Origin of the sequence: Asaia siamensis (genome assembly GCF_014635085.1) — a bacterium.
Taxonomy (GTDB): Bacteria; Pseudomonadota; Alphaproteobacteria; order Acetobacterales; family Acetobacteraceae; genus Asaia; species Asaia siamensis.
This window is the reverse complement of the sequence record NZ_BMCH01000002.1, coordinates 225,601-246,932: the sequence shown is the minus strand read 5'-3', so window position 1 is coordinate 246,932 and position 21,332 is coordinate 225,601. Positions and strand designations below refer to the sequence as shown.

Genomic DNA, 21,332 nt, shown 5'->3' with positions numbered 1-21,332 from the left:
CGGAGCCGCGATGCGCCTTGAGACCTATCGCACGCTCTGGGGCGATACCCGCCCCTGGGCCGACAGTATCGCCGAAGCCCGCGCAGAAGGGTTTGACGGGATCGAAGGGCGCATTCCGGATTTGCAGAACCTCCCCACCTGTCGCGAGGCGTTGCTCACTACCGGGGCTCCCTATATCGCCATCGCCCTGACCGGCGGCGGGGTAGTGCCCCGTCAGGAAGCCTCGCTTGAGAATCATCTGGCCGATCTGGACGTCGCCCTGGCCCGTGCCGCCCTGCTCGCACCGCGTTTTGTCAATGTTCTGGGCGGGAATGACCGGTGGCCTGCCGCCAAACAGGCCGACTTCATCTCCCGCGCCATGGCGATCGGGCGCACGCACGACCTGACTCTGAGTTTCGAGACCCATCGCGCCCGGCTCTGCGCCACTCCCTGGGTCGCGCTCGATGTCGTCGCCCAGGTTCCCGATGCCTTGTTCACAGCCGATATCAGCCATTGGGTGGTTGGCTGCGAACGTTTGCTCGATGATCCCTGCGACGATTTCAGCGCCTTCATCGCGCGCGTGCATCATGTGCAGGCGCGCGTAGGCTATGATCAGGGACCGCAGGTCTCACATCCCGGTGCGCCCGAACATGCTGCTGCCTTGCGTTTCCATCAGGATTTCTGGCGCACCATCTGGATGGATCAGGCCCGGCGTGGCTATGCGTGCACCACGCTGACACCCGAATGCGGGCCTGATGGCTATACGCATACGCTGCCCTTCACCAACCTGCCCGTTGCAGACCGGCATGCCATGAATCGCTGGTTGCTTGATGCACAACGCAGGTCTTTTGCAGGGTGTTTCCCTGCTCCATCTCCAACAAGGAGTTTCTGACATGACAGAAGAGACGTTCACGTCCATTCCGGTGATCGACATCGCCGGGCTGTATGCCGATGACAAGGCCGAGCGTCAGAAAGTTGCCGCAGCCCTGCAGCACGCAGCCAGCAAGATCGGATTTTTCTATATTTCCGGGCATCGGGTTGCCCCCGAACTGATCGGGAATGTGCGTGAGGCGGCAAAGGATTTCTTTGCCCAGCCCTTCGAGAGGAAGATGGAGCGCTATATCGGCGCCTCAGCCTCTCACAAGGGTTTCGTGCCTGAAGGTGAGGAAATCTACAACAAATCCCGTCCCGACCATAAGGAAGCCTTCGATATCGGCTTCGAGGTGCCTGCTGACCACCCACTCGTTCAGTCAGGAACCCCGTTGCTCGGGCCGAATGACTGGCCGGAAATTCCAGGATTTCGCGAAAAAGCCAGCGCCTATTATGCGGCGGTGTTCGATCTGGGACGCGTATTGTTTCGCGGCTTTGCACTCGCCCTTGGGCTCGATGAAAACGCTTTCGATGACGTCGCGCAATTCCCCCCGTCGAAGCTGCGCATGATCCACTATCCCTATGACGGCGAGGCGCAGGATGCGCCGGGTATTGGCGCCCATACCGACTATGAATGTTTCACCATTCTTCTGGCCGACAAGCCGGGTCTGGAAGTGCTGAACGACAACGGCGAATGGATCGATGCGCCCCCCATTCCCGGCACATTCGTCGTCAATATCGGGGATATGCTCGAAATGATGACGGCAGGCGCCTTTGTGGCAACCGCCCATCGTGTGCGCAGCGTGAAAGAGGAGCGTTATTCCTTCCCGCTTTTCTACGCCTGCGATTACCATCACGAAATCCGCCCCCTCCCCGCTTTCGAAAAAGGCGATACGGAGTATGAGGCCGTCAAGATCGGCGATCATATGTGGGCTCAGGCCATGCAGACCTATTCCTATCTCATCGCCAAACGCGAGCGTGGCGAAATTGCCCTGCCGGAGGACACGCGACGCACCAATACATTCGGCCATTTCAGCAAGACAGGGGTGACACCGTGACGGCTCAGACGGAACAGGAACTGCGCGAGGAACTGGCTGCGGCCTATCGCCTTTATGCGCAGTTCGATCTGACAGACATGGTCTATACCCATCTCTCCGTGCGCCTGCCGGGAGAAGGGCATCGCTTTCTGGTCAATCCCTACGGGTTGCTGTTCGAAGAAATCACGGCAAGCTCGCTTGTCGTGGTGGATTCAGAAGGTCACCCACAGCAGGAAACAAGCTGGCCGGTCAACCCGGCAGGGTTCGTCATTCATTCCGCCGTCCATCGTGCCCATCCCGATGCGGCCTGTGTGATGCACAGCCATACCCTGGCAGGCATGGCCATCGCCGCCCAGAAGGACGGCATTCTGCCGCTCAACCAGATCAATATGGAGTTCTACGGACGTATCGGATTTCACCCCTATGAGGGCATCGCAGCAGATGACAATCTGAGCGAGCGCGAACGTCTGGTGCGCGATCTGGGCGACAATATGGGGCTGATCCTGCAGAATCACGGCCTGCTCACCATAGGCAGTTCCGTCGCTCAGGCCTTTTATCGCATGTATTATCTCGAACAGGCCTGCCGCGTGCAGCTGGCCGCGCAATCGACCGGTGCGCCACTCCATTGCCCCAGCGAAGCCGAAGTGCTGCGCGCGCGTGCCCAGTTCGAAACCGACCCCGATCAGGGCCAGATGATCTGGAAAGCCTTGCGCCGCAAGCTGGACCGCGAACAGCCCGATTATAGGAACTGATACCAGCCCCTCCGTTCTTCACTCAGAGACGAGAACGGTATCGTCAACGCCGATCACTTTCTCGCTCCGCCTTGCATAAGCCGCTCTCGCACCGGTTTTGCCCGTTCCCTTCAGCCTGCTTACGGCATGGGGAGCGGGGGCAATAAAAAACCCTCCGGGCCGCAAAGCCCGGAGGGTTTTTCGTGTCAGACGCTCTGAAAAGATCAGAGAACGACCTTCACACCGAACTGGAAGGAACGAAGAACGACACCGTTTTGCGACCAGGACGAGTTGTAGAGGTAGCCACCATAGGTTCCGAAATCGTAAGGCGATTTGAAGCCAAGCAGGTTGTAGACGTTGGCATAGGCGCTCCAGCGGCGATTGAACTGATAGTTCACCGTCAGATCGACGTCCCAGAAAGCCTTGACCTTGCACTGCCCGCTCGGAACGAAGCTGCTCGAGGTAAGGGCATCGGCGCAATTGCCTGCCGTGTTCGAACCCGTCTGGTCTTCTGCCGTCGTGCGATAGCCGCTGGTGTAATAAACCGTCGGCGTCACAGCCAGCTTGCGCCATGACAGCGTATTGGACCAGTTGGCGCGCCAGCGCGGCGTACCCGAGGCTGACACAGCGCCATAAGGACCGAGCGTGCCGGCAAAGCGATAAACCGAACCATCAGGATTGGTCAGGTTCATGCGGCGGACAAAGGTTGCCGTGCCCTTGCTGTACCAATGAACTTCGCGGAACACGCCGGGAAGCTGCGTATTGGCTTCAAAGGTCAGATCGAAACCATCAGTCACAAGCTTGTTCGTGTTGACATAACCCAGATTGATGATGCCCGGACGAAGCTGGCCACTCGGGTTCTGCGGATCGGCAACATCTGGCGTGACCGTCACACCCGTGGGGAGTGCTTCACCTGCAAGATAGGCATTGGCCACATTGATCGTCCCGACAGGATTCGGCGCGATATAGTGATTCTTGCGGATGTAATAATAGTCAGCCCCGAGCGTCAGCCAACGCGTCGGACGGAACATCGGGCCGCCCGAGAAATTGGTCGATGTTTCGGGACGCAGGTTTGGATTACCAGCTGTATTCGAGCCGATGTTGTAGTTCTGCGCGTAGTTGTTGGGCGTGCCGTTGGCATTCAGATGCTGACTGATGAAATTGGCATTGGTCGGTGTGTAGGTCGTGTAACCCACATTGGACCCGCCCGTTTCAGCAAAGCTCGGAACGCGGAAGCCCTTCTGGAACGTGCCACGCAGCGTCAGCTTCTCAGTCGGCTTGAACTGCAGACCGAATTTCGGAGAGAAATGGCTGAAACCTTCAGAATAATGATCGTAACGGCCCGAAGCTTCAGCATCCAGCATCTTCACGATTGGCGCATCTGCCTGGAAGAAGCCGGACTCGACCCAACGACTGCCCTGAGCGTTCACAGGGTTGATGATGCCGGTATACTGATTGGCCGGATTCAGCGTGTCGACCGGATTGGCATTGGGGTCATTCAATGCCTCGTAACGGATGTTGCCACCGATTGCGAGCTTGGCCATACCACCTGGCAGACGGAACAGGCCCTTGCTGAGAGTCGCTTCGCCCGAATATTCCTGGGTGCGCGCATTGATTACATTACGCGGTGCAATCGAATTGAGCACAGACTGCGAATTGAGCGACGGATCGACAAAATTATAGCTGCCGCTCGTGATCGCGTTCTGGATACCGGCAATCGTGGGCACGCCCGTGATAGTCTGGTTCAGAAGCGTGTTCATCCCGACAAAATTGACGTCGTAATTCCAGTCTGAGCCCCAGCGCGAGGGATGCCAACCGTTATAACGCACCGAGCCACGGAAATTCTGGCTGGTCTCGGTCGTGGTGGGCAGCAGATCGCCGAAACGGTAATTGACCTGGGCCTGCTCGCCGAGCGCTGCGTAGGGGTTGTTCGGGTTGAGCGAGCCGTCAGCCAGATAGACAGGCAGATAGGTGTTCTGCGCCGTGGCCAGCTTGGCCTGGCTGTAGGACGAACCACCATAGGTGGAAGCCGGTGTACCGGTGCTGATCGAACGCGCTTGCGACCAGGTAAACATGGCGGTCAGCTGCGAGCGCTCGGTGACATTGGCCGTGAAATGCGCCGTGGCACTGACGCGACGCAGGTCGGGCGCCAGCTGGGCATATTTCTGTGTGTTCCACGAGCAGGCCTGGCTGGCGCCTGTCGTGCCGGAAACGGTGCCTGTCACCAGACCGTCGGTGCCGGTGCGGCATCCTGCCTGCTGGTTCAGGAGCTGCCACGGGCCTGTACCAGTGCCTGTGGCCGTAACCGGGCGAACGATAGCCGTTGTGGAAGGCGAGAAATTGGTGATTGCCCCATCGGAAACGATATTGGCGTTGCCGTTGCTGCCACCAATACCGGTAAGGTCGCCGTTATTATAGGGCGCGTTCAACTGACGGTAATAGAGCGGGTCGTCCTGCTGATATTCCGAGTTGATATAGAAGTTATAGCCGTCCTTATGAAGGTCGCCATGACCCCAGGTGGCATAAAGGCGCTGATGGCCCGCATCGCCGCGCTGGGTCAGACCACCCTCGGCATTGCCCTCAAAGCCCTTGATCTCCTTACGGGTGATCATGTTGACCACACCGGCAACGGCATCGGCACCATAAGTGGCGGAGCCGCCATCCTGCAGCACATCGACGCTCTGCATGATGGATTGCGGCATCCAGTTGGTGTCGACGAAGTTACGTTCGCCGTCATCGGCCAGCGGATAATAGGACAGACGCTGACCGTCCATGAGCACCAGGGTCGAATCCGTGCTCAGGCCACGCAGTGATGGGGCAGAAGCGCCAGCAGCAAAGCCGCCACCGGCCGACCAGGCATTGGTCAGATTGCCCGCACCGTTGGAAGACAGAAGCTGCAACGCATCGGTGACGGTCTTGATGCCGCGCTGCTGCATATCCTTCATGGTGATATGGGTGATCGGCGAGGCGCTGGTCGTGTTCGGGTCGCGGAACAGCGAACCCGTGACCATGATGGTCTCGGCACCCGACGACGCATTGGCCGCAGAGCTGTTGGAGACGCGGGCCGAAACGACTTTCGCACGCGCTGAAGTGCTGGTCGCAGGCACTGTTACCCTGGATTTGGCGGGTGTCTTGGCAGCATTAGCAGGTATCGTGGATGTTTCAGGCGATGAAACAGTTTGTGCCTGTGCCTCACTTGCGAAATGCAACAGGGCGACACAAGCAGTCGCGCCCATCAGTCCGGCAGCGAGTCCTCGTTTCCGTCGGGGTGACGGGGCAACCATGCTGCAGATCCCTGCAGCTTCATTCGTCTCTCGATTGAGGGGCGTCATCAGGCATTCCGTCAAAATGGGTTATTTTGCGACAAAGATCGTCACAACATTCCTATTTCGTAACGGGAGTTCGTTAACGCTCGCAAGGCAGGTTACAACTTTATTACAAAGTTTAGCTACGATTGTGCAACAATGTCACACTGGGGGGCCTTCATTATTTCCAGAAAATGTCGATATTAATCAGTAAGTTATTCCATGATCGCCAAACTTCCTATTTACCCTAGGCACAACCGAGACACCGTTACGGCATGGAAATCACTATCCTAATCGTTAATTATGCGCAGTCAGGGATGCATGATTGGAAACTGCCCGAATCAAAAAAGGCGGGACCATGGGCCCCGCCTTTTTCCGTCTTACAGATGCTTCCGGGAGATTAGTGAGCCAGCCCCTTGGCTGAAGCTCGGGTAGCGTGGAGATGGGCTTCCACCTCCGGGTCGAGCTTCAGGAAGTAGGTCAGGATCGCACTGATGCAGTAGATGATGGAGTAGACAACCATCACACCGAACACGCCGAAGGCAGGCTCGAAGATGTAGACGATGGCCGGGCCGATCCAGACGCTGGCGCCAGCACCGAGATTGAGCAGCGACATGGCGGCAGCTTTGTTCTCGGGAGCCAGGTAGGGCATCAGGGCAGAGAGCGGCACATAACCAGCGAGGGTCATGCCATAGAAGGCGCCGGCGATCATGACGATGAAAAGATGGTCAGGGCCGAGCAGGGTCGGTGCGAAATACAGGGCCATGGTGCTCAGCGTGGAGCCAACGCCACCCATGATCAGAACCGTATATCTCCAGCTCAGCTTGTCACTGATGATGCCCAGGAACAGGTTGAAGAAGATGTTGCTGATGAAGATAGCCTGAAGAACTGCCAGCCACTGGCCCATGGTGAAGCCAAGCGTATGGGTGAAATAGAGCGGCATGAACACCAGGAAGCCGAACTCGGCAGACGTGTTGATGGCGCGCACGATGCAGCCGATACCCACTTTCGGACGCTGCCAGCCAATGGCGAGCGACATGAACAGGGTTTTGATAGCCCCCTTGTTCCCTGTCTCGACACGCGGCACGCGCTGCATGCCCAGAAGAGCCAGACCACCGCCGAAGATAACGAAGCTCAGCGCAACCCACAGAGTGGAATACCCGCCAATGATCGGCAGAAGGACACCCGCAATGGTCGTGCCAAGCGTCGGCAGACCTGCCGTGAAGCAGAACCAGAACCAGCCCACAGCCGAGCCGAGTTTCTGCACGGGGGCCGTGCTGACAACCCAGACGAGGAAGCCGAAAGCGAAGAGTGGATAACCGAAACCGCGCAGGCCGTAGAACAGCGTGATCAGCGCCCAGGATTTGGACGGCAGGGCAAAGCCGAGAAAACCGATCTGAAAGAGGATCCAGATTGCCAGACCGACCAGCATGACCTTGCGGCTGCCCCACATGTCTGAAAGCGCGCCCGAGGCCCATGCGGAAATGGCAGCGGTCAGACCGTAGATGGTGAAGAGACCGGCGACGTCATGCTCCTGAAAGCCGAGCGAGACGAGGTAGGGCGAAAGATAGCCGCTTTCCACGCCATCGCCGATCATGAAGAGCAGCGTGCCGATGAAACCCCAGATCATGACCGGCGGAATACCTGCCCATGATACGAAGCGTTCGAAAGCCGTTTTTGGTTCGATGTCTTGCAGAGTGCCGGTTGCGGACCGTGCCCCCCCGACGAATGTCCCGCCTGCCATCGTGTGTCTCCTGAGTCTTACAAAAGGCCTCTAGCTGCTGGGCAGCGTGCCTGGCCCGTCCTCCTTTGCGCGGGTTGGCGGGGTCCGGCAAATCACAAAAAAGAGTTATAGATACCAGATCATATGTTCGTATGAGACGTTCACTCTGACAGCTTTGATATGATAAACGTTTTTTAATGGGTTCATTCAAGAACGATACATGAACTCAAAGGAGATATATCGCTCATTATGACGTATTTTTGAATGAAACCTTTTTATTATTATATAAATACGCGTCTTACACCCTCTCCCATACAAATACAAATCAATGACATTCATCACATTTTTATGATTTATATATACATGGAATAGGTCATATTTGAAATTTAGTTCGATCATAAATGAGAGCCCGCTCTCTTCCATCTCATATGAAACGAAGCAGGTTTTCTTTCTGTCAAACCATGATCATGAACAGAGTTTAATACATATCATTTCATTCGGAATTCTAACATTCACCGCCCACCACCATGGGGCCAGACAAGGGTCTTTCCATGACCACACGTACCCAGCGCGCCAACGCCATTCGCATTCTCGCCATCGATGCCATTTTCAAGGCACAGTCAGGCCATCCCGGTACACCGCTGGGGATGGCCGACATCTCGGAAGTGCTCTGGCGTGACGTCATGCGCTACAACCCCGCCAATCCGGCCTGGTGCAATCGCGACCGCTTCGTTTATTCCAACGGCCATGGCTCGATGCTGCTTTATGCATTGCTGCATCTCTCCGGCTTCGACCTGAGCATCGACGATATCAGGCAGTTCCGTCAGCTTCACTCCAGGACACCGGGCCACCCTGAGTTCGGCTACGCACCGGGCATCGAGACCACCACCGGCCCGCTCGGTCAGGGAATCGCCAATGCCGTCGGCATGGCCCTTGCCGAAAAAACGCTGGCGGCACAGTTCAACCGCCCCGGACTGCCGATCGTCGATCACCACACCTATGCCTATGTCGGCGAGGGCTGCCTGATGGAAGGCATCTCGCACGAGGCCTGCGCCCTTGCAGGCACGCTCGGTCTGGGCAAGCTGATCACGATCTATGACCGTAACATGGTCACCAATGACGGACCGATCGACGGCGTCTATACCGACGACACCCGCAAGCGCTTCGAGGCTTATGACTGGCAGGTCATCGGCGAGATCGACGGGCACGACCCCGAGGCCGTTCTGGATGCCTTGACAAAGGCTCGTGCCGAAACGGCCCGCCCAAGCCTGATCATCTGCCGCACCACCATCGGTCAGGGCTGCTCCGAAGGCTATGCCGGCACCCACAAGGTGCATGGAGGCGTCCTGCCTGCCGATGAGATCGCGAAGATACGGACTCGTCTGGACTGGTCTCATCCGGCATTTGAAATCCCTGAAGCAATCTATCGCGACTGGGACCATCGACCGGCTGGCCGCGAGGCGGAATCGTCGTGGAACGCCCTCTTCGCCCGCTATGAGGCGGCGCATCCCGAGCTTGCGGCCGAATTCACGCGTCGTCAGAACAAGGGCTTTCCGGCAAACTGGCAAAGCCTGTCTCGCGACTTCGTCCGCAGCCTTCAGGACGCCCCGAAGGACATTCCCTCACGCAAGGCCTCGCAGAATGCCATCGAGGCCTTTGCGCCGCATCTGCCGGAAATGGTCGGTGGCTGTGCCGATATCACGCCGAGCTGCCTGACACGCTGGTCGGGCTCTTCTTCGGTCTGCTTCGATCCTGCAGGCAATTACGTCGATTATGGCGTGCGCGAGTTCGGCATGGTCGCCATGGCCAATGGTATTGCGCTGCATGGCGGGCTCATTCCCTATACCGCGACGTTCCTGATGTTCATGGAATATGCGCGCAACGCCGTGCGTATGGCCGCCCTGATGAAACAGCGTCAGATTCTGGTCTATACGCATGATTCCATCGGTCTGGGCGAAGACGGGCCGACACATCAGCCGGTTGAACAGCTGGCCAGCCTGCGTCAGACGCCGAACATGGTCACCTGGCGCCCCTGCGATCAGGTCGAGGCCGCCATCGCCTGGGTCAGCGCGCTTGAACGTCTGGACGGGCCGACAGCATTCTCGCTCTCTCGCCTGCCCCTGAAACAGCATAACCGCAGCGAGGCTCAGCTGCGCGATGCATGGCGCGGCGGTTATGTGCTGTCAGACAGCACCGGCACACCCGATCTGATCGTGATGGCCACGGGCTCTGAAATGACCCTGGCCCTCGACTCCGCCGAGGCCCTGCGCGCCAGGGGCGTGGCCGTCCGTGTGGTTTCGCTTCCCTCGCCCGAAACATTCGATGCGCAGGATGCCGCCTATCGTGAAAGCGTGCTTCCCGATGCCGTAAGGGCACGCCTGGCCATTGAAGCCGCCAGCACCCTCTACTGGGCTCGTTATGTCGGGCTTGATGGCGATGTGGTGGGCATGACCGGCTTTGGTGAATCCGGCCCTGCGCAGGATCTGTTCCGCCATTTCGGCTTCACTGTCGACAATGTCGTGACCCGCGCCGAGGCGGTTCTGACCCGCGTCAAAAGCCGCAAGACCCACTGATTTCTCTGCTTTCAGGGCGGCCCATAAGGGCCGCCCTTTTTCCTGACATCGGAACACTGGATTACCCTCATGGATCTTTTCGACCTCTCGGGCGACATCGCTTTCGTAACCGGCGCTGGCAGCGGAATTGGCCAGCAGATTGCCATCGGCCTTGCAGAAGCAGGCGCCTCGGTGGCCTGTTTCGACCTGCCGGGTTCACGCAAGGGACTCGATGAAACCGCTGACCGCATTCGCGGGCTCACACGCTCTGTTCTGGTCTGCACGGGCGACGCCACGGATGAGGTGAGCCTCGCCGATGCCATCGCCGCCACCCAGACCGAGCTGGGTCTTCTTTCTGTCGCGGTCAATGCTGCAGGTATCGCCAATGCGGCTCCGGCAGAGGAAATGGGCCGCGATCAGTGGCAGCGTGTGCTCGATATCAACACCACTGGCGTGTTTCTCTCGTCTCAGGCCGAGGGTCGCGCCATGCTCGCCAATGGCCGCGGGTCGATCGTCAACATCGCCTCGATGTCGGGCGTGATCGTCAATCGTGGGCTCATGCAGGCGCATTACAACGCCTCGAAAGCTGCCGTGATCCATCTCAGTAAGAGTCTGGCCATGGAATGGGCAACCCGTGGCGTTCGCGTGAACACCATCAGCCCCGGCTATACCGCCACCCCCATGAACACCCGTCCCGAATGGGCCGAACGCGTGAAAGTGTTCGAAAACGACACTCCCATGAACCGCATCGCCCTGCCGCGCGAAATGGTCGGACCAGCTATTTTCCTTTCTTCCCGCGCTGCGTCTTTCTGCACGGGCGTCGATCTGCTGGTCGATGGCGGCTTCTGCTGCTGGTAATTCCCGTCAGAGGGATACCCTGACATCTGCAAAGAGGCATTGGCCCCTCTGATACCGATTTTCAGGAGGTCAGGCGCTCTATCGGCAATTCGAGCGTGTGCTTGATTTCCGAAAGCGCCACCATCGAATTGACTTCCTGAATACCGGGCACGCTTGCCAGTCTTTTCAGGAAGAACTGCTCATAGGATTCGATATCGCGCGTCACGATGCGCAGAATGAAATCCGTCGACCCCAGAAGCACATAACAATCCTGCACCTCGGGAAAATCGCGTATCGCTTCCTCGAAAGCGGCGAGATTACCGCGCGCATGCGCCGTCAGCTTGACCAGCGCATAGAGCTGGGCGTTCAGCCCGATCTTGCGTCGATCAACCAAATAGACCTGCTTTTGCAGAATGCCCGCATCCTTCAGACGCTGGATGCGCCGCCAGCAGGGCGCCTGGGAAAGGCCAACCAGATCGGCCAACTCGGCTGTGGAACGCGATGCATCCTGTTGCAGCAGGACCAGCAGGTGCCGGTCGATGGCATCGAGTTCCTCAAGCAATTTTTATGCTCCATCTTACCATAAATCCAAATTGTTTTTTCTTTTCAATAGCTGAAAGACATTGAAAAACGCAATTTTTATCAGAAACTGGCGTGATATCGTCTCGTTAGACGATCGCTGCCTTTCCGGCTTGCGATCCTGTTTTTCGCATCTTTCTTCAGGTTCGAGACCATGACAGCAAGCCTTGCCAGAACCAGCACGCTCAATGCCCGAAGCGGCGCCGATATCCTGCTCGAAATTCTTGCCAGCGAGAAAGTGGAGTATATTTTCGGCAATCCCGGCACGACCGAGCTGCCCTTGATGGACAGCCTGCTGCGCAAGCCTGATATCCGCTATATCCTGGCCCTGCAGGAAGCCAGCGCCGTCGCCATGGCCGATGGTTACGCGCAATCATCAGGACGCCCCGGCTTTCTCAACCTGCATACGGCAGGCGGTCTGGGCCATGGTATGGGCAATTTGCTCAACGCCCATGTGTCGCAAACGCCGCTCGTCGTGACCGCCGGGCAGCAGGATCTGCGTCACGCCGTCACCGATCCGCTGCTTTTCGGCGATCTGCTCAAGATTGCAGAGCCTGCCGTGAAATGGGGCAAGGAGGTCGCCTCTGTCGATCAGCTGCCGACCCTCGTGCGACGCGCCTTTCACGATGCCGACGCAGCGCCGTCCGGCCCGGTCTTTCTTTCGCTTCCCATGGATATCATGGAAGAGATGAGCACGATCGGGAGCGGCGCCCCCTCACGCATCAATCGCGATTCCATTGCCGGGGGCCTGCCAGAACTGGCCCAGGCACTCTCAGCCATCGCACCGGGGCGCCTGGCCCTGATTGCGGGGGATGAGATTCACGCCAGCAAGGCTGCCTCGGAGGCTGTTGCCGTGGCGGAAATGCTCGGGGCGCCTGTCTATGGCTCATCCTGGCCGTCTCGCGTGCCTTTCCCCACCGCACATCCTCTATGGCGGGGCAATCTGCCGACCACGGCGCGCGGCATTGCCGAGATCCTGTCGGATTACGATGCCATTTTTGCCATTGGTGGCAAATCGCTCATCACCATTCTCTATACCGAAGGCTCTGCCGTGCCTGAGGGCTGCGCAGTGTACCAGCTTTCGTCGGATGTGACCGATCTGGGCCGTACCTATCCGACCCTTCTCTCGAGCTGTGGCGCTCTCAAACCGTCTCTTACGGCCTTGCTGCCTCTTCTCTCGACAGCGAGCGCGGAAAATGCACTTCACTATGCGGCACTCGGCAGCGCCGCCCGAGACAGAAGACAGGAAGAGCGTCGTGCCCTGCATGCACGCGCCGATGCAGGCTTCGACGCTGAGCGCATTCCGCCCATCCTCGCTGCCCGCGAGGCGGTGCGTGCCATCGGGCCACATACACCCATCGTCGACGAAGCCATCGCGACATCGACTTTCGTGCGCAGTTTTCTCGAGAGTGATGACCCGGCGCAATATTCCTTTCTGCGTGGGGGCGCGCTTGGCTGGGGCATGCCAGCCGCCATTGGCTGCTCGCTCGGCCTCAAACGCGAGCCCGTCGTATGCCTGGTAGGCGATGGCGCCGCCCTCTATTCACCGCAGGCGCTCTGGACCGCCGCCCATGAAAAACTGCCTGTCACTTTCGTGGTGATGAATAACTGCGAATATAACGTGCTCAAAAATTTCATGCGCGGTCAGGCAAACTATACGGCAGCCCAGACCGGTCGCTTCATCGCCATGGATCTCGTCAATCCGACCATCGATTATCAGGCGCTTGCCACCTCGATGGGGGTTCCGGCGCGTCGCCTGACACGCGCACAGGATATTGCTCCGGCCATTGAGGCCGGCATTGCGAGTGGGGCCACCAATCTGATCGAGATCATGATCAGCCGGTAAGGTGCCCTTCACGGCACCACCCGAAAACCAGCCAGGGCGCGCGCCCTGGCTGCCGGTTCTCACAGATCGAGATGAAAGAACTGGTTATACGCACTCGCCTGATAGATGCTGAAAGCTGGCCCGCTGACAAAACCGCTCTTGCGATATAGCGCGATCGCTGAGGCGAATGCCGGGGTGGTACCTGTCTCCAGACTCAGTCGTTTCAGGCCGCGCTCTCGCGCCGTGGCGATGATGACCGCCAGAATTTTCGCCCCGGCCCCGCGTCGCAGAAAATCGGGATGGGTACGCATCGATTTGACCTCAGCCAGTCCTTCCCCAAGCATTTTCAACGCCCCGATCGCTGCCACACGCCCTTCAATCCGTGCTGACCAGAGCGTGACTTCAGGCACCTGCAAACCTGAAAGATCAAGGGCAAACCGGCTGGCTGAAGGCGTATCCTCCGCCATGCCCGCCAGATGAAGGGCCAACAGGGCCCGGGTTTCTGCCCCTGTGAGATCATCGACCCGGATTTCGATCATGTGACGCTTCGCCTCCTGCTGCTATCAAGGGTTACACCGGGGGACAGACCTTCTCATCACGCCCCCTGAACGTCCAGCGCCGGATGCCACGCTCATGGAACGAAAGGAATGATCAATGACCTCCCCAATGAGTATTCTTCATGAAGTCGAAGACGACAATTCGCTATCTACCGCCCCTGTCTCTCTGGGCCGTTGATGCTGACACGGATAAGGGAAGGCAGCGCGCGGCCGTGATCGACTGGATGCGGGACACATTTCTCACGTAAAACTGCCCTCCAGAACAACTCGTGATTTTGTCCCCTCCCATGCCTGATGAGCGGTGATCGTTCAGACACCGCCAGTTTTCTGAAAAACCACGCTCTGAAAATTCTGGCGTGCGCCGCCGGGCGTGTGATGGGTGTGTCGCTGCTCTGCCAGCAATGTGAACCCCTCCCCCAAAAGCGAAGCGATAGAGACAGCATCATGCCTCACAACCGGCAGGCCCGAGCAACGGGTTGGGCCGTCTGGGGCGAAAGTCGCGATAACCGCGATACCGCCTGTGCTCAGAGCCTTCCGCAGAACGCGTGCATAGCGTGCCTGAGCCTCGGGGGCGGCCAGAAAATGCAGCGCGGCACGATCATGCCAGACATCGTAAACTCGCCCCGGCTCCCACTCTGTTACATCGGCGACAACCGGCTGAAAACGTGCTCCGGCAGTTTTCAGCCTTGCTGCAACACACTTGAGCGCGACAGCAGACAGATCAAGGCTCGTCACCTCATCAAAACCAGCGTCGAGAAGGGCATCCGGCAAAAATGAGACGCCGCCGCCAATATCGACTACCGCTCGGCGTGCGGACGCATGGTCCAGTATCAGTTTGAGAGACAGGTCGGGATGCGCCTCATACCAGCTCAGCTCTGTCGCTGCCTTGCCCGAATAGACTTCATCCCAACAAACGCGGCCATCGCCCATGCTGTCTCCTCCTTGAGGGACACGCAGTATAGGGCAGCGCCCACGTTGAACCGTCACACATTTCTGCGTGGTGCGACGCCGGGCCCGGCTGAAAACCCAAGAAACGTCCGATATTACTGATCGAGAGAGAATTTTGATCACGACAGAGGCTTGGTTTCTGCTCTCAAAACCTGATCGTCGACCATGAATTCTCTGTGGCATTTTTTTATAGGCCCGATGAAGATTTCATGACGCGCCCTTTGGCGCCTTCCAGCCCCCTCAAAGCCATGTCCTTATCGCGGCTCCCTGGCCCGCTTTCAGGATCTGTCGATGCGCCTACGCTCTGCCTTGCCCCTGACTCTCCTTACGGCCGTAATGGGCGTTGCCCATGCCGGGCCGATGGATGAGACGGTCCATCTCAACCAGATACAGGTGATCGGCACCCATAACAGCTACCGGCGCGACATCTCGCCCACCACGCTGAAATGGCTGACGAAGCTCTCGCCTCAGGCAGCGATTGCGCTCGATTATCATCATGACACAATCACGTCGCAGCTCGATCACGGCGTGCGCCAGCTTGAAATCGACATCTATGCTGACAGCGAGGGTGGCCGCTATGCCCATCCAAAGGGCCCTGAATGGGAGCGCAAGGCAGGGCTGACGCCCAATCGCGACCCGACGCCGCCGCAGGCAATGCAGGGCACAGATTTTAAGGTCATGCATATCGTCGATATCGACCAGCGATCGAACTGTCAGCCGCTTCGTGTCTGTCTGTCCGAAATCAAGGCCTGGTCGGATGCGCATCCGAACCATGTGCCTGTCTTCATCGACCTTGAGACCAAGCAGGATATTCCCTTTGGAGGCGGCAAGCTCGATTTTACGCCACCGGAAGTGTTTACCCCTGCCACCTATGACCGGCTCGATGCCGAGCTGGTCTCGGTTTTCGGACAGAATGGAATCGTTACCCCCGACCAGGTGCGCGGCTCGGCAGAGACGCTCGACAGCGCCGTGCATGAACATGGCTGGCCCAGCCTGTCACAGACGCGTGGCAAGGTCGTTTTCCTGTTCGACCGGCCTCATGACACAGCGCGCTATACCCAAGGCCACCCGGCCCTGCGCAACCGTATCGTCTTTACCAACGCCAAACCCGGCGACCCGGACTGCGCTTTCACAGAGATCAATGAGGGCTTCATCGGCGCCAAGGGCAATGGCAGCGAGGCTGTCGACAACGCCGCGGCTGCGCGTATCATCCCTAATCTGGTGAAACAGGGCTATCTCGTGCGTACCCGCGCCGATGCCAATACAATCGAAGCGCGGCAGAACGATCTCGAACGTCGCAATGTCGCTTTCTCTTCCGGCGCGCATCTCATCAGCACCGATTATCCCGGTTTCGAACCGGCGCCGTGGCATGGTTACGCGGTCAGCTTCGGTCCGAATCTGGTCGCACGCTGCAACCCGGTTAATGCTCCGGCTTCATGCCGGAGCAACGCGCTCGAACCCTGAAAGAGGCAGCGTCCCTCACGGCTGCCGGGGATTATGCCCCTGCTCCCATGATCGACTCGGTGCAACCTGGAAGCCTTCGGTCCCGACCGAAGGCCTTCCCTCGATAACCTACCCGGCACTTCTGCAAGACCGAACACTGCCCTGTGAGCAGAGAAATAGCCGCGCCCGACGGACGGGCGCGTTCGATTCCGGCTCTCTCAGTGATCAGGAACGCTCATACGACCTGAAAGCCCGCCTTCGAGAGAGCCAGAATCACCGTGCTCCCTCTCGCCGCCAGCGTGGAGCCGTACAGAGCCCGTCGAACGCACCTGTATCCTTACCAGATAGTTATCGGGAACCCGCTCCATGCTGACTTCCCACCTGGCTGCCCTCCCCGATCCAATGGCGCGGCGAACAAGAAAAATGAAAAAAAATCGCTACCCCCTGTTGCCAAAAGAAATCGGGACTGGTAGTTCCCCCTTCACCGAAGACGAGGACGTTACGGCCTCCTCCGAAGCGGTTGCTGAAGCTGAAAAGCTTCATGCGGGTGTAGCTCAGTTGGTTAGAGCGCCGGCCTGTCACGCCGGAGGTCGCGGGTTCGAGCCCCGTCACTCGCGCCATTTTTTCCGAAAATTCGATCAGAAAATTTAGCGTTCTTGCTTAATCAAGCGCTGGTTTTCCGTGTGTGTGCTTTCTGCCGGAGCAGAAAGCGGAAGCAGACGTCTTAAGGAGAACGGTGCGGCCCTCAAGCCGCCAGATAAGTGTCCAGAACCGCATCTGTTGGGCCGTCCATGCGAATCTGGCCGTTCTCCAGCCAGATCAGGCGTGTGCACCAGCGTCTGATGATCTCGGGCTGATGAGACGACATGACCAGCGTATCGGAATCCTGCACAAGGCTCTCGATGCGCTTTTTCGCCTTTTCCAGAAAGGTGATGTCGCCGGCCATGAGCCATTCATCCATCAGCAGCACATCAGGCGTAATGGCCGTCGCCAGACCGAAGGCAAGGCGCACCAGCATGCCGCTGCTATAGGTCTTGACCGGCAGAGCCAGAAAATCACCCAGCTCTGCAAACTCGGCAACATTCTGCGCGATCGACCCGGCCTGGGCCTGACCGAACCCATGGAACAGGCAGCGCAGGCGGATATTCTCCAGACCTGTCAGTTCCATATTCATTCCAAGCTGCGTGTCGAGCAATGTGCCGATGGACCCACGCACACGCACGCGCCCTGAAACCGGCTCATAAATACCGGCCAGAGCGCGCAGAAGCGTCGTCTTGCCGGCACCATTCCCCCCGATGAGACCCAGACGCTCACCCTTGTCCAGCGTGAAGCTGATATCCTTTAGCACGTCGATCGTCACGCGATGACGCGCATCTTCCACCAGGGCGCTACCGGCCCGCTGCCCGCTGCGATTGCTGACGGCACTGGCCATGGAGCGCTTCAGGGTGCTGTTTTCAGAATGATAGACCGGAAAGTGCAGGCACAGACGGTCAACGAGAACTCTGGTCATGGTCAAACCCAATAAGCAATGCGCGCGCGGAAACGGGCGAAGAAGACAGCCGCAAGGACAATCAGAACGGCGCTATGGGCAAGAGCCGCCTCCCAGATGACGAGCGGAAGAGTCTCCCCCAGAAGCGGTGCCCGAATGATGGCCAGGAGGGGATAGAACGGATCGATCAACAACCAGCCTCCAAGGGTGCCAACAAGTTCAGGCTTCCAGATCACCGGCGTGACAAAGAAGAATACCTGAAGCAGCGAGCCCACGATTGGCGGGATATCGCGAAAACGCGCGCCGAAAAGCCCGAGGCACAGCGTGATGGCAAGACTATCGATAATCCAGAGCCCGAGCGCAGGCAGAATCAGCCAGATTTTCAGGGGCACGATATCGAAAATGAGAAAGACGACCAGAACGACGACGGCATTATGTGCCAGAACCAGCAGGTTACGGATAATGGCCTGAATCGCGAAGACGCTGAACGGTCTGCGGGCAGACTGGATCAGGCGCGTTTCCTGTGAAAAGACGGTCGTGCTCTCTGTAATGAGAGTCGAGATATATCCCCAGAGAACGAGAGAAAGCGCCAGAAAAGGCAGATAGGTTTTCAGCACGATGCCGAACAACTCGGCGTAGAGAAACCCCAGCGCGATCACCATGACAGCCGTCGTGATTGTCAACCAGAATGGCCCGAGAACCGACCCGCGATAGCGCATCTTGATATCGAGCCACCCCAGGGTCATGGCCAGAGGCAGGAGACGAAGGCCCTCACGCAGATCGACGAATGCCGCCTTGAATCGCCCCCATCCTGACAGGGGAAACAGATCGAGTATCGTTTCCCTGTCGCCTGCCCTTGGCTGAGTCGTGTTCATGCTTCTCGCTCTTTGCTTGACCAGAGCAGAAGCTCTAGCCTTTCAGACGCGTCGCTCCAAGGGTCCGCGCTCTCAGCCACCTCTCGACGAAGCGAAAACCATCGCCCGCCATGCGCAAGATGGATCGCTTGGCGCGTCTGGTCTATGATCGCGAAGCAGCGATCGAGGCCTTTCAGCAGAAATGACCAATGCCGATTATTTCATGATCTGTTTTGTTTTCGCCGGCTACGCGATCGGCCCGCTTATGGCCGGGCTTCTGATTCACCGGATCAACAAGTCGGACCTGTTCAATTCTTCCGACGACTAGAGAAACCGCCACACACAGGCATGGCGGCGTCATTCCTTCAAAACGAGACGGCAAGCCCCTGTCGGGCGATCAGAAAACGAAACCCCTCGACATTACCTGCCTGAAGCTGGGCTGCGATAAGATCCTCTGCCGACGCCCCACTGGTGAGGAGAGGCTTGATATGGGCAACAAGCACCGGGAAGCCCTTCATCGACACACCAGCCTCAGCCTTCAATGCAGCAAGCTCGCGCAGCAGCCAGGCGGGGGTCAGATGGCCGTATAGTTGTGAGTCTGGTCTGCTGTTGTCATAGGAACACTCGATGATCAGGCCACGAAGCTGGTGAGCCCTGATCAGAGGAGCAACAGCTTTCCAGAGTGCGGCAAGCCTGTCTCCCTTTTCCAGAGCATCCGGTCCGGTGTCGCCGAGATAGAGCAGCGCATCAGACCCAGAACGCAGAAGGAATGCCGTCGATTCAACAGCACCATGGCTCAATGGATAGGCGGTGACGCTCAGTTTCGTGCTTGAGAGCGGTACGGTCCGCTCGGGAAACAGATCATGATAATGATACAGCCCTAGGGCAGGCTTTGCCCCACGATCGGCCAGATTGGGCCAGACGCGATGATTGAAAAGGTCATCCTGCATTACCGACAGGACCGAAGGCAGGGCATAGATGGGCTTGCCCCGATCATCGGGAGACACAGCCAGCAGCCCCGCCACATGATCCAGATGCGCGTGGCTGAGCAGATAGCCCTGAATGACATGATGGATCAGCAGGCCGGTACGCGAGGTCTTCGGATCATTCGGCAGGGCAAGATGATCGAAATCATGGGCCGCATTTGCTTTTTCGATGCCATTCATGACCGTACCGGCATCCAGAAGAACGCCGACATCTGTCCCCTGCTCGCGCACGAGATAAGCACTCAGATTACCGTCCTCGAGCCCGCCATGTGCGCCGAGTACCGTTACGTCAAAGCCCCTGGCCCGTGCCAACTCACCGGGGAAAAGCATGGCCGCCATAAACCCGCCGATAAGAGCAATCTGTCTGAACCTGGCACGCATGCAACTCACTCCTCGCCTCCCTGTCTTTGAGGCCGTTAACGAGCAGGTATCGGCATCATCCGGTTGAGACAAGGTGAACGCGCAAACCCGATACGCGGCATGGTGCGACCAGGAATCAGGAAACGACCTACTTGCGAGAAAGCCAAGGCTGTTACAGTGTCGTTGCAATTACAAATAATACCACTGAAGTCCAAAGAAAGAATCGTGGAAACACCATGAAAAGCGTCAGATCAGGACCGATTGCGCGATCGATTTCATGCCCGCTTTTCCTGCTTGCCATGTGTTTGCTGGCCGGCTGCGATACGCCTGCAAAAGACGGCTCCTGCGTCATTGGTACGATTGGGCGCCTGCCGCTTGATTCGTACCAGAATACGCCAGTGGTGCGGGCTACGATCAACAGGCATCCCGTCCTGTTCACTGTCGATTCAGGGGCCTTCAACAGCGTGCTGAGTGAAAAATACGCAGACATGCTCGATCTGACCTATTCCACCGGCATGGTGAGAACGACCGGGGTCAAAGGCACGGAACTCCAGCGTATCGTGCAGGTGGACGATATCGGGCTTGGTGGCGCCACGAACACAAACCACGCCTTTGCCATGACCACACAATCCTTCGGTGCCACCAAACCCCCTCTGCCGCCGTTGGTGGGGCTTCTGGGCGCCGAGATCCTGCTGGCAACCGACCTCGTCATCGATATGCCGCATCATCAGATGCAACTGCTCGACATGAAGCGCTGCCCCTATCCGGCGCCATTGTGGAAGGGGATGATGCATACCGTCCCGATCGAGCGCGATCTCGATCAGATGCAACTCCATCTGCAGTTCACACTCGATGGGGGTAAGCCGATACGTGCCATTTTCGATACGGGCGCCTCACGCACCGTTCTGCCACTTCGCCTGGCACATGAACTGGGTGTCACTGATGAGATGCTGAAAAAAGACCGAGCCTCGATCGATTTCGAGGCCGTGGGCAGCGACAGGGTCACCGCCTATCATCACCATTTCAAAACGATGACGCTTGGAGATTTCACGATCCATAATCCTGAAGTGATCATCATGGATAATGATACGCTCGATGACGCTCTGTTCGGCGCCGATTTCCTGCGTCATCACCGCGTCTGGATCACGACGCAGCACACGATGTACGTGCAGCATATATCCGAGATACCGCCTGACGAAGATCAGCCGCAGCCTTCCTCCGCAGCCCCAGAAACTGCCGCCAAATAAGGTCTGCTGC

Annotated in this window: 17 protein-coding genes and 1 tRNA gene; 10 read left to right on the top strand and 8 right to left on the bottom strand. The window is 58.1% G+C overall.

The window, feature by feature from the left end; all coding sequences use genetic code 11:
- Positions 1–10: 10 nt before the first annotated feature.
- The 3 genes from IEV53_RS04675 to IEV53_RS04665 are packed head-to-tail and all read left to right on the top strand — an operon-like array spanning position 11 to position 2,638.
- Positions 11–871 (top strand): sugar phosphate isomerase/epimerase family protein, encoded by an 861-nt coding sequence (locus IEV53_RS04675; RefSeq protein WP_188425623.1) that lies wholly within the window; start codon positions 11–13, stop codon positions 869–871.
- A gap of 1 nt (position 872) precedes the next feature.
- Entirely contained in the window at positions 873–1,907 is a 1,035-nt protein-coding gene (locus tag IEV53_RS04670) for an isopenicillin N synthase family dioxygenase (protein WP_188425622.1), read from the top strand.
- Positions 1,904–2,638 carry a class II aldolase/adducin family protein gene (locus IEV53_RS04665; protein ID WP_188425621.1) on the top strand — a complete coding sequence of 245 codons (735 nt, stop codon included), beginning with the start codon at positions 1,904–1,906 and terminating at the stop codon, positions 2,636–2,638. The genes IEV53_RS04670 and IEV53_RS04665 overlap by 4 nt, the downstream gene beginning before the upstream one ends.
- Before the next feature lie 203 nt (positions 2,639–2,841).
- Here IEV53_RS04665 and IEV53_RS04660 read toward each other — a convergent pair whose 3' ends face one another.
- Both IEV53_RS04660 and IEV53_RS04655 read right to left on the bottom strand, forming a co-directional pair.
- Entirely contained in the window at positions 2,842–5,853 is a 3,012-nt protein-coding gene (locus IEV53_RS04660) for a TonB-dependent receptor plug domain-containing protein (RefSeq protein ID WP_188425849.1), read from the bottom strand.
- A 469-nt stretch (positions 5,854–6,322) separates the two neighbouring features.
- Complete coding sequence (locus IEV53_RS04655; protein WP_188425620.1) at positions 6,323–7,666, bottom strand: MFS transporter; 1,344 nt, start codon at positions 7,664–7,666, stop codon at positions 6,323–6,325.
- 530 nt (positions 7,667–8,196) lie between these two features.
- Between IEV53_RS04655 and tkt the strand changes: the two genes are divergently transcribed.
- Together tkt and IEV53_RS04645 are read left to right on the top strand one after the other, a co-directional pair.
- The gene (tkt, locus tag IEV53_RS04650; protein WP_188425619.1) at positions 8,197–10,218 is read left to right on the top strand and encodes a transketolase; all 2,022 of its coding nucleotides are present in this window, start codon (positions 8,197–8,199) and stop codon (positions 10,216–10,218) included.
- 69 nt (positions 10,219–10,287) lie between these two features.
- On the top strand, positions 10,288–11,055 hold the full coding sequence (locus tag IEV53_RS04645) for an SDR family oxidoreductase (protein ID WP_188425618.1): 768 nt from the start codon (positions 10,288–10,290) through the stop codon (positions 11,053–11,055).
- 61 nt (positions 11,056–11,116) lie between these two features.
- Here IEV53_RS04645 and IEV53_RS04640 read toward each other — a convergent pair whose 3' ends face one another.
- Positions 11,117–11,596, bottom strand: a complete 480-nt coding sequence (locus tag IEV53_RS04640) for an Lrp/AsnC family transcriptional regulator (RefSeq protein WP_188425617.1) — start codon at positions 11,594–11,596, stop codon at positions 11,117–11,119.
- 171 nt (positions 11,597–11,767) lie between these two features.
- Between IEV53_RS04640 and IEV53_RS04635 the strand changes: the two genes are divergently transcribed.
- A complete protein-coding gene (locus tag IEV53_RS04635; RefSeq protein ID WP_188425616.1) occupies positions 11,768–13,459 on the top strand; it encodes a thiamine pyrophosphate-binding protein in 1,692 nt (563 codons plus the stop codon).
- 59 nt (positions 13,460–13,518) lie between these two features.
- Here IEV53_RS04635 and IEV53_RS04630 read toward each other — a convergent pair whose 3' ends face one another.
- A complete protein-coding gene (locus IEV53_RS04630) occupies positions 13,519–13,977 on the bottom strand; it encodes a GNAT family N-acetyltransferase (RefSeq protein WP_188425615.1) in 459 nt (152 codons plus the stop codon).
- A gap of 327 nt (positions 13,978–14,304) precedes the next feature.
- Positions 14,305–14,925, bottom strand: a complete 621-nt coding sequence (locus tag IEV53_RS04625) for a class I SAM-dependent methyltransferase (RefSeq protein WP_188425614.1) — start codon at positions 14,923–14,925, stop codon at positions 14,305–14,307.
- Between the two features lie 309 nt (positions 14,926–15,234).
- Here IEV53_RS04625 and IEV53_RS04620 point away from each other — a divergent pair, with 309 nt between their 5' ends.
- A complete protein-coding gene (locus IEV53_RS04620; protein WP_188425613.1) occupies positions 15,235–16,407 on the top strand; it encodes a phosphatidylinositol-specific phospholipase C1-like protein in 1,173 nt (390 codons plus the stop codon).
- 522 nt (positions 16,408–16,929) lie between these two features.
- Positions 16,930–17,006: transfer RNA gene (locus IEV53_RS04615), tRNA-Asp, on the top strand.
- A gap of 125 nt (positions 17,007–17,131) precedes the next feature.
- Here the strand turns inward: IEV53_RS04615 and IEV53_RS04610 are convergent.
- Positions 17,132–17,896 carry an ABC transporter ATP-binding protein gene (locus IEV53_RS04610; RefSeq protein WP_188425612.1) on the bottom strand — a complete coding sequence of 255 codons (765 nt, stop codon included), beginning with the start codon at positions 17,894–17,896 and terminating at the stop codon, positions 17,132–17,134.
- A gap of 2 nt (positions 17,897–17,898) precedes the next feature.
- A complete protein-coding gene (locus tag IEV53_RS04605; protein ID WP_188425611.1) occupies positions 17,899–18,750 on the bottom strand; it encodes an ABC transporter permease in 852 nt (283 codons plus the stop codon).
- 181 nt (positions 18,751–18,931) lie between these two features.
- Between IEV53_RS04605 and IEV53_RS14890 the strand changes: the two genes are divergently transcribed.
- Complete coding sequence (locus IEV53_RS14890) at positions 18,932–19,057, top strand: hypothetical protein (RefSeq protein WP_264784172.1); 126 nt, start codon at positions 18,932–18,934, stop codon at positions 19,055–19,057.
- A 37-nt stretch (positions 19,058–19,094) separates the two neighbouring features.
- Here the strand turns inward: IEV53_RS14890 and IEV53_RS04600 are convergent, their stop codons facing one another.
- Positions 19,095–20,096, bottom strand: coding sequence for an MBL fold metallo-hydrolase (locus IEV53_RS04600; protein ID WP_229719589.1), 1,002 nt, complete (start codon positions 20,094–20,096; stop codon positions 19,095–19,097).
- A gap of 215 nt (positions 20,097–20,311) precedes the next feature.
- Here IEV53_RS04600 and IEV53_RS04595 point away from each other — a divergent pair, with 215 nt between their 5' ends.
- Positions 20,312–21,322, top strand: coding sequence for an aspartyl protease family protein (locus IEV53_RS04595; RefSeq protein WP_188425610.1), 1,011 nt, complete (start codon positions 20,312–20,314; stop codon positions 21,320–21,322).
- The last annotated feature ends 10 nt before the right edge of the window (positions 21,323–21,332 follow it).

Bases quoted from the DNA above. Each gene is read 5' to 3' on its own strand.
- IEV53_RS14890 (WP_264784172.1), top strand. From the start codon at position 18,932: ATGACCAATGCCGATTATTTCATGATCTGTTTTGTTTTCGCCGGCTAC.
- IEV53_RS04625 (WP_188425614.1), bottom strand. From the start codon at position 14,925: ATGGGCGATGGCCGCGTTTGTTGGGATGAAGTCTATTCGGGCAAGGCA.
- IEV53_RS04635 (WP_188425616.1), top strand. From the start codon at position 11,768: ATGACAGCAAGCCTTGCCAGAACCAGCACGCTCAATGCCCGAAGCGGC.
- IEV53_RS04675 (WP_188425623.1), top strand. From the start codon at position 11: ATGCGCCTTGAGACCTATCGCACGCTCTGGGGCGATACCCGCCCCTGG.
- tkt (WP_188425619.1), top strand. From the start codon at position 8,197: ATGACCACACGTACCCAGCGCGCCAACGCCATTCGCATTCTCGCCATC.
- IEV53_RS04600 (WP_229719589.1), bottom strand. From the start codon at position 20,096: ATGCGTGCCAGGTTCAGACAGATTGCTCTTATCGGCGGGTTTATGGCG.
- IEV53_RS04595 (WP_188425610.1), top strand. From the start codon at position 20,312: ATGAAAAGCGTCAGATCAGGACCGATTGCGCGATCGATTTCATGCCCG.
- IEV53_RS04605 (WP_188425611.1), bottom strand. From the start codon at position 18,750: ATGAACACGACTCAGCCAAGGGCAGGCGACAGGGAAACGATACTCGAT.
- IEV53_RS04630 (WP_188425615.1), bottom strand. From the start codon at position 13,977: ATGATCGAAATCCGGGTCGATGATCTCACAGGGGCAGAAACCCGGGCC.
- IEV53_RS04620 (WP_188425613.1), top strand. From the start codon at position 15,235: ATGCGCCTACGCTCTGCCTTGCCCCTGACTCTCCTTACGGCCGTAATG.
- IEV53_RS04645 (WP_188425618.1), top strand. From the start codon at position 10,288: ATGGATCTTTTCGACCTCTCGGGCGACATCGCTTTCGTAACCGGCGCT.
- IEV53_RS04670 (WP_188425622.1), top strand. From the start codon at position 873: ATGACAGAAGAGACGTTCACGTCCATTCCGGTGATCGACATCGCCGGG.
- IEV53_RS04610 (WP_188425612.1), bottom strand. From the start codon at position 17,896: ATGACCAGAGTTCTCGTTGACCGTCTGTGCCTGCACTTTCCGGTCTAT.
- IEV53_RS04660 (WP_188425849.1), bottom strand. From the start codon at position 5,853: ATGGGCGCGACTGCTTGTGTCGCCCTGTTGCATTTCGCAAGTGAGGCA.
- IEV53_RS04655 (WP_188425620.1), bottom strand. From the start codon at position 7,666: ATGGCAGGCGGGACATTCGTCGGGGGGGCACGGTCCGCAACCGGCACT.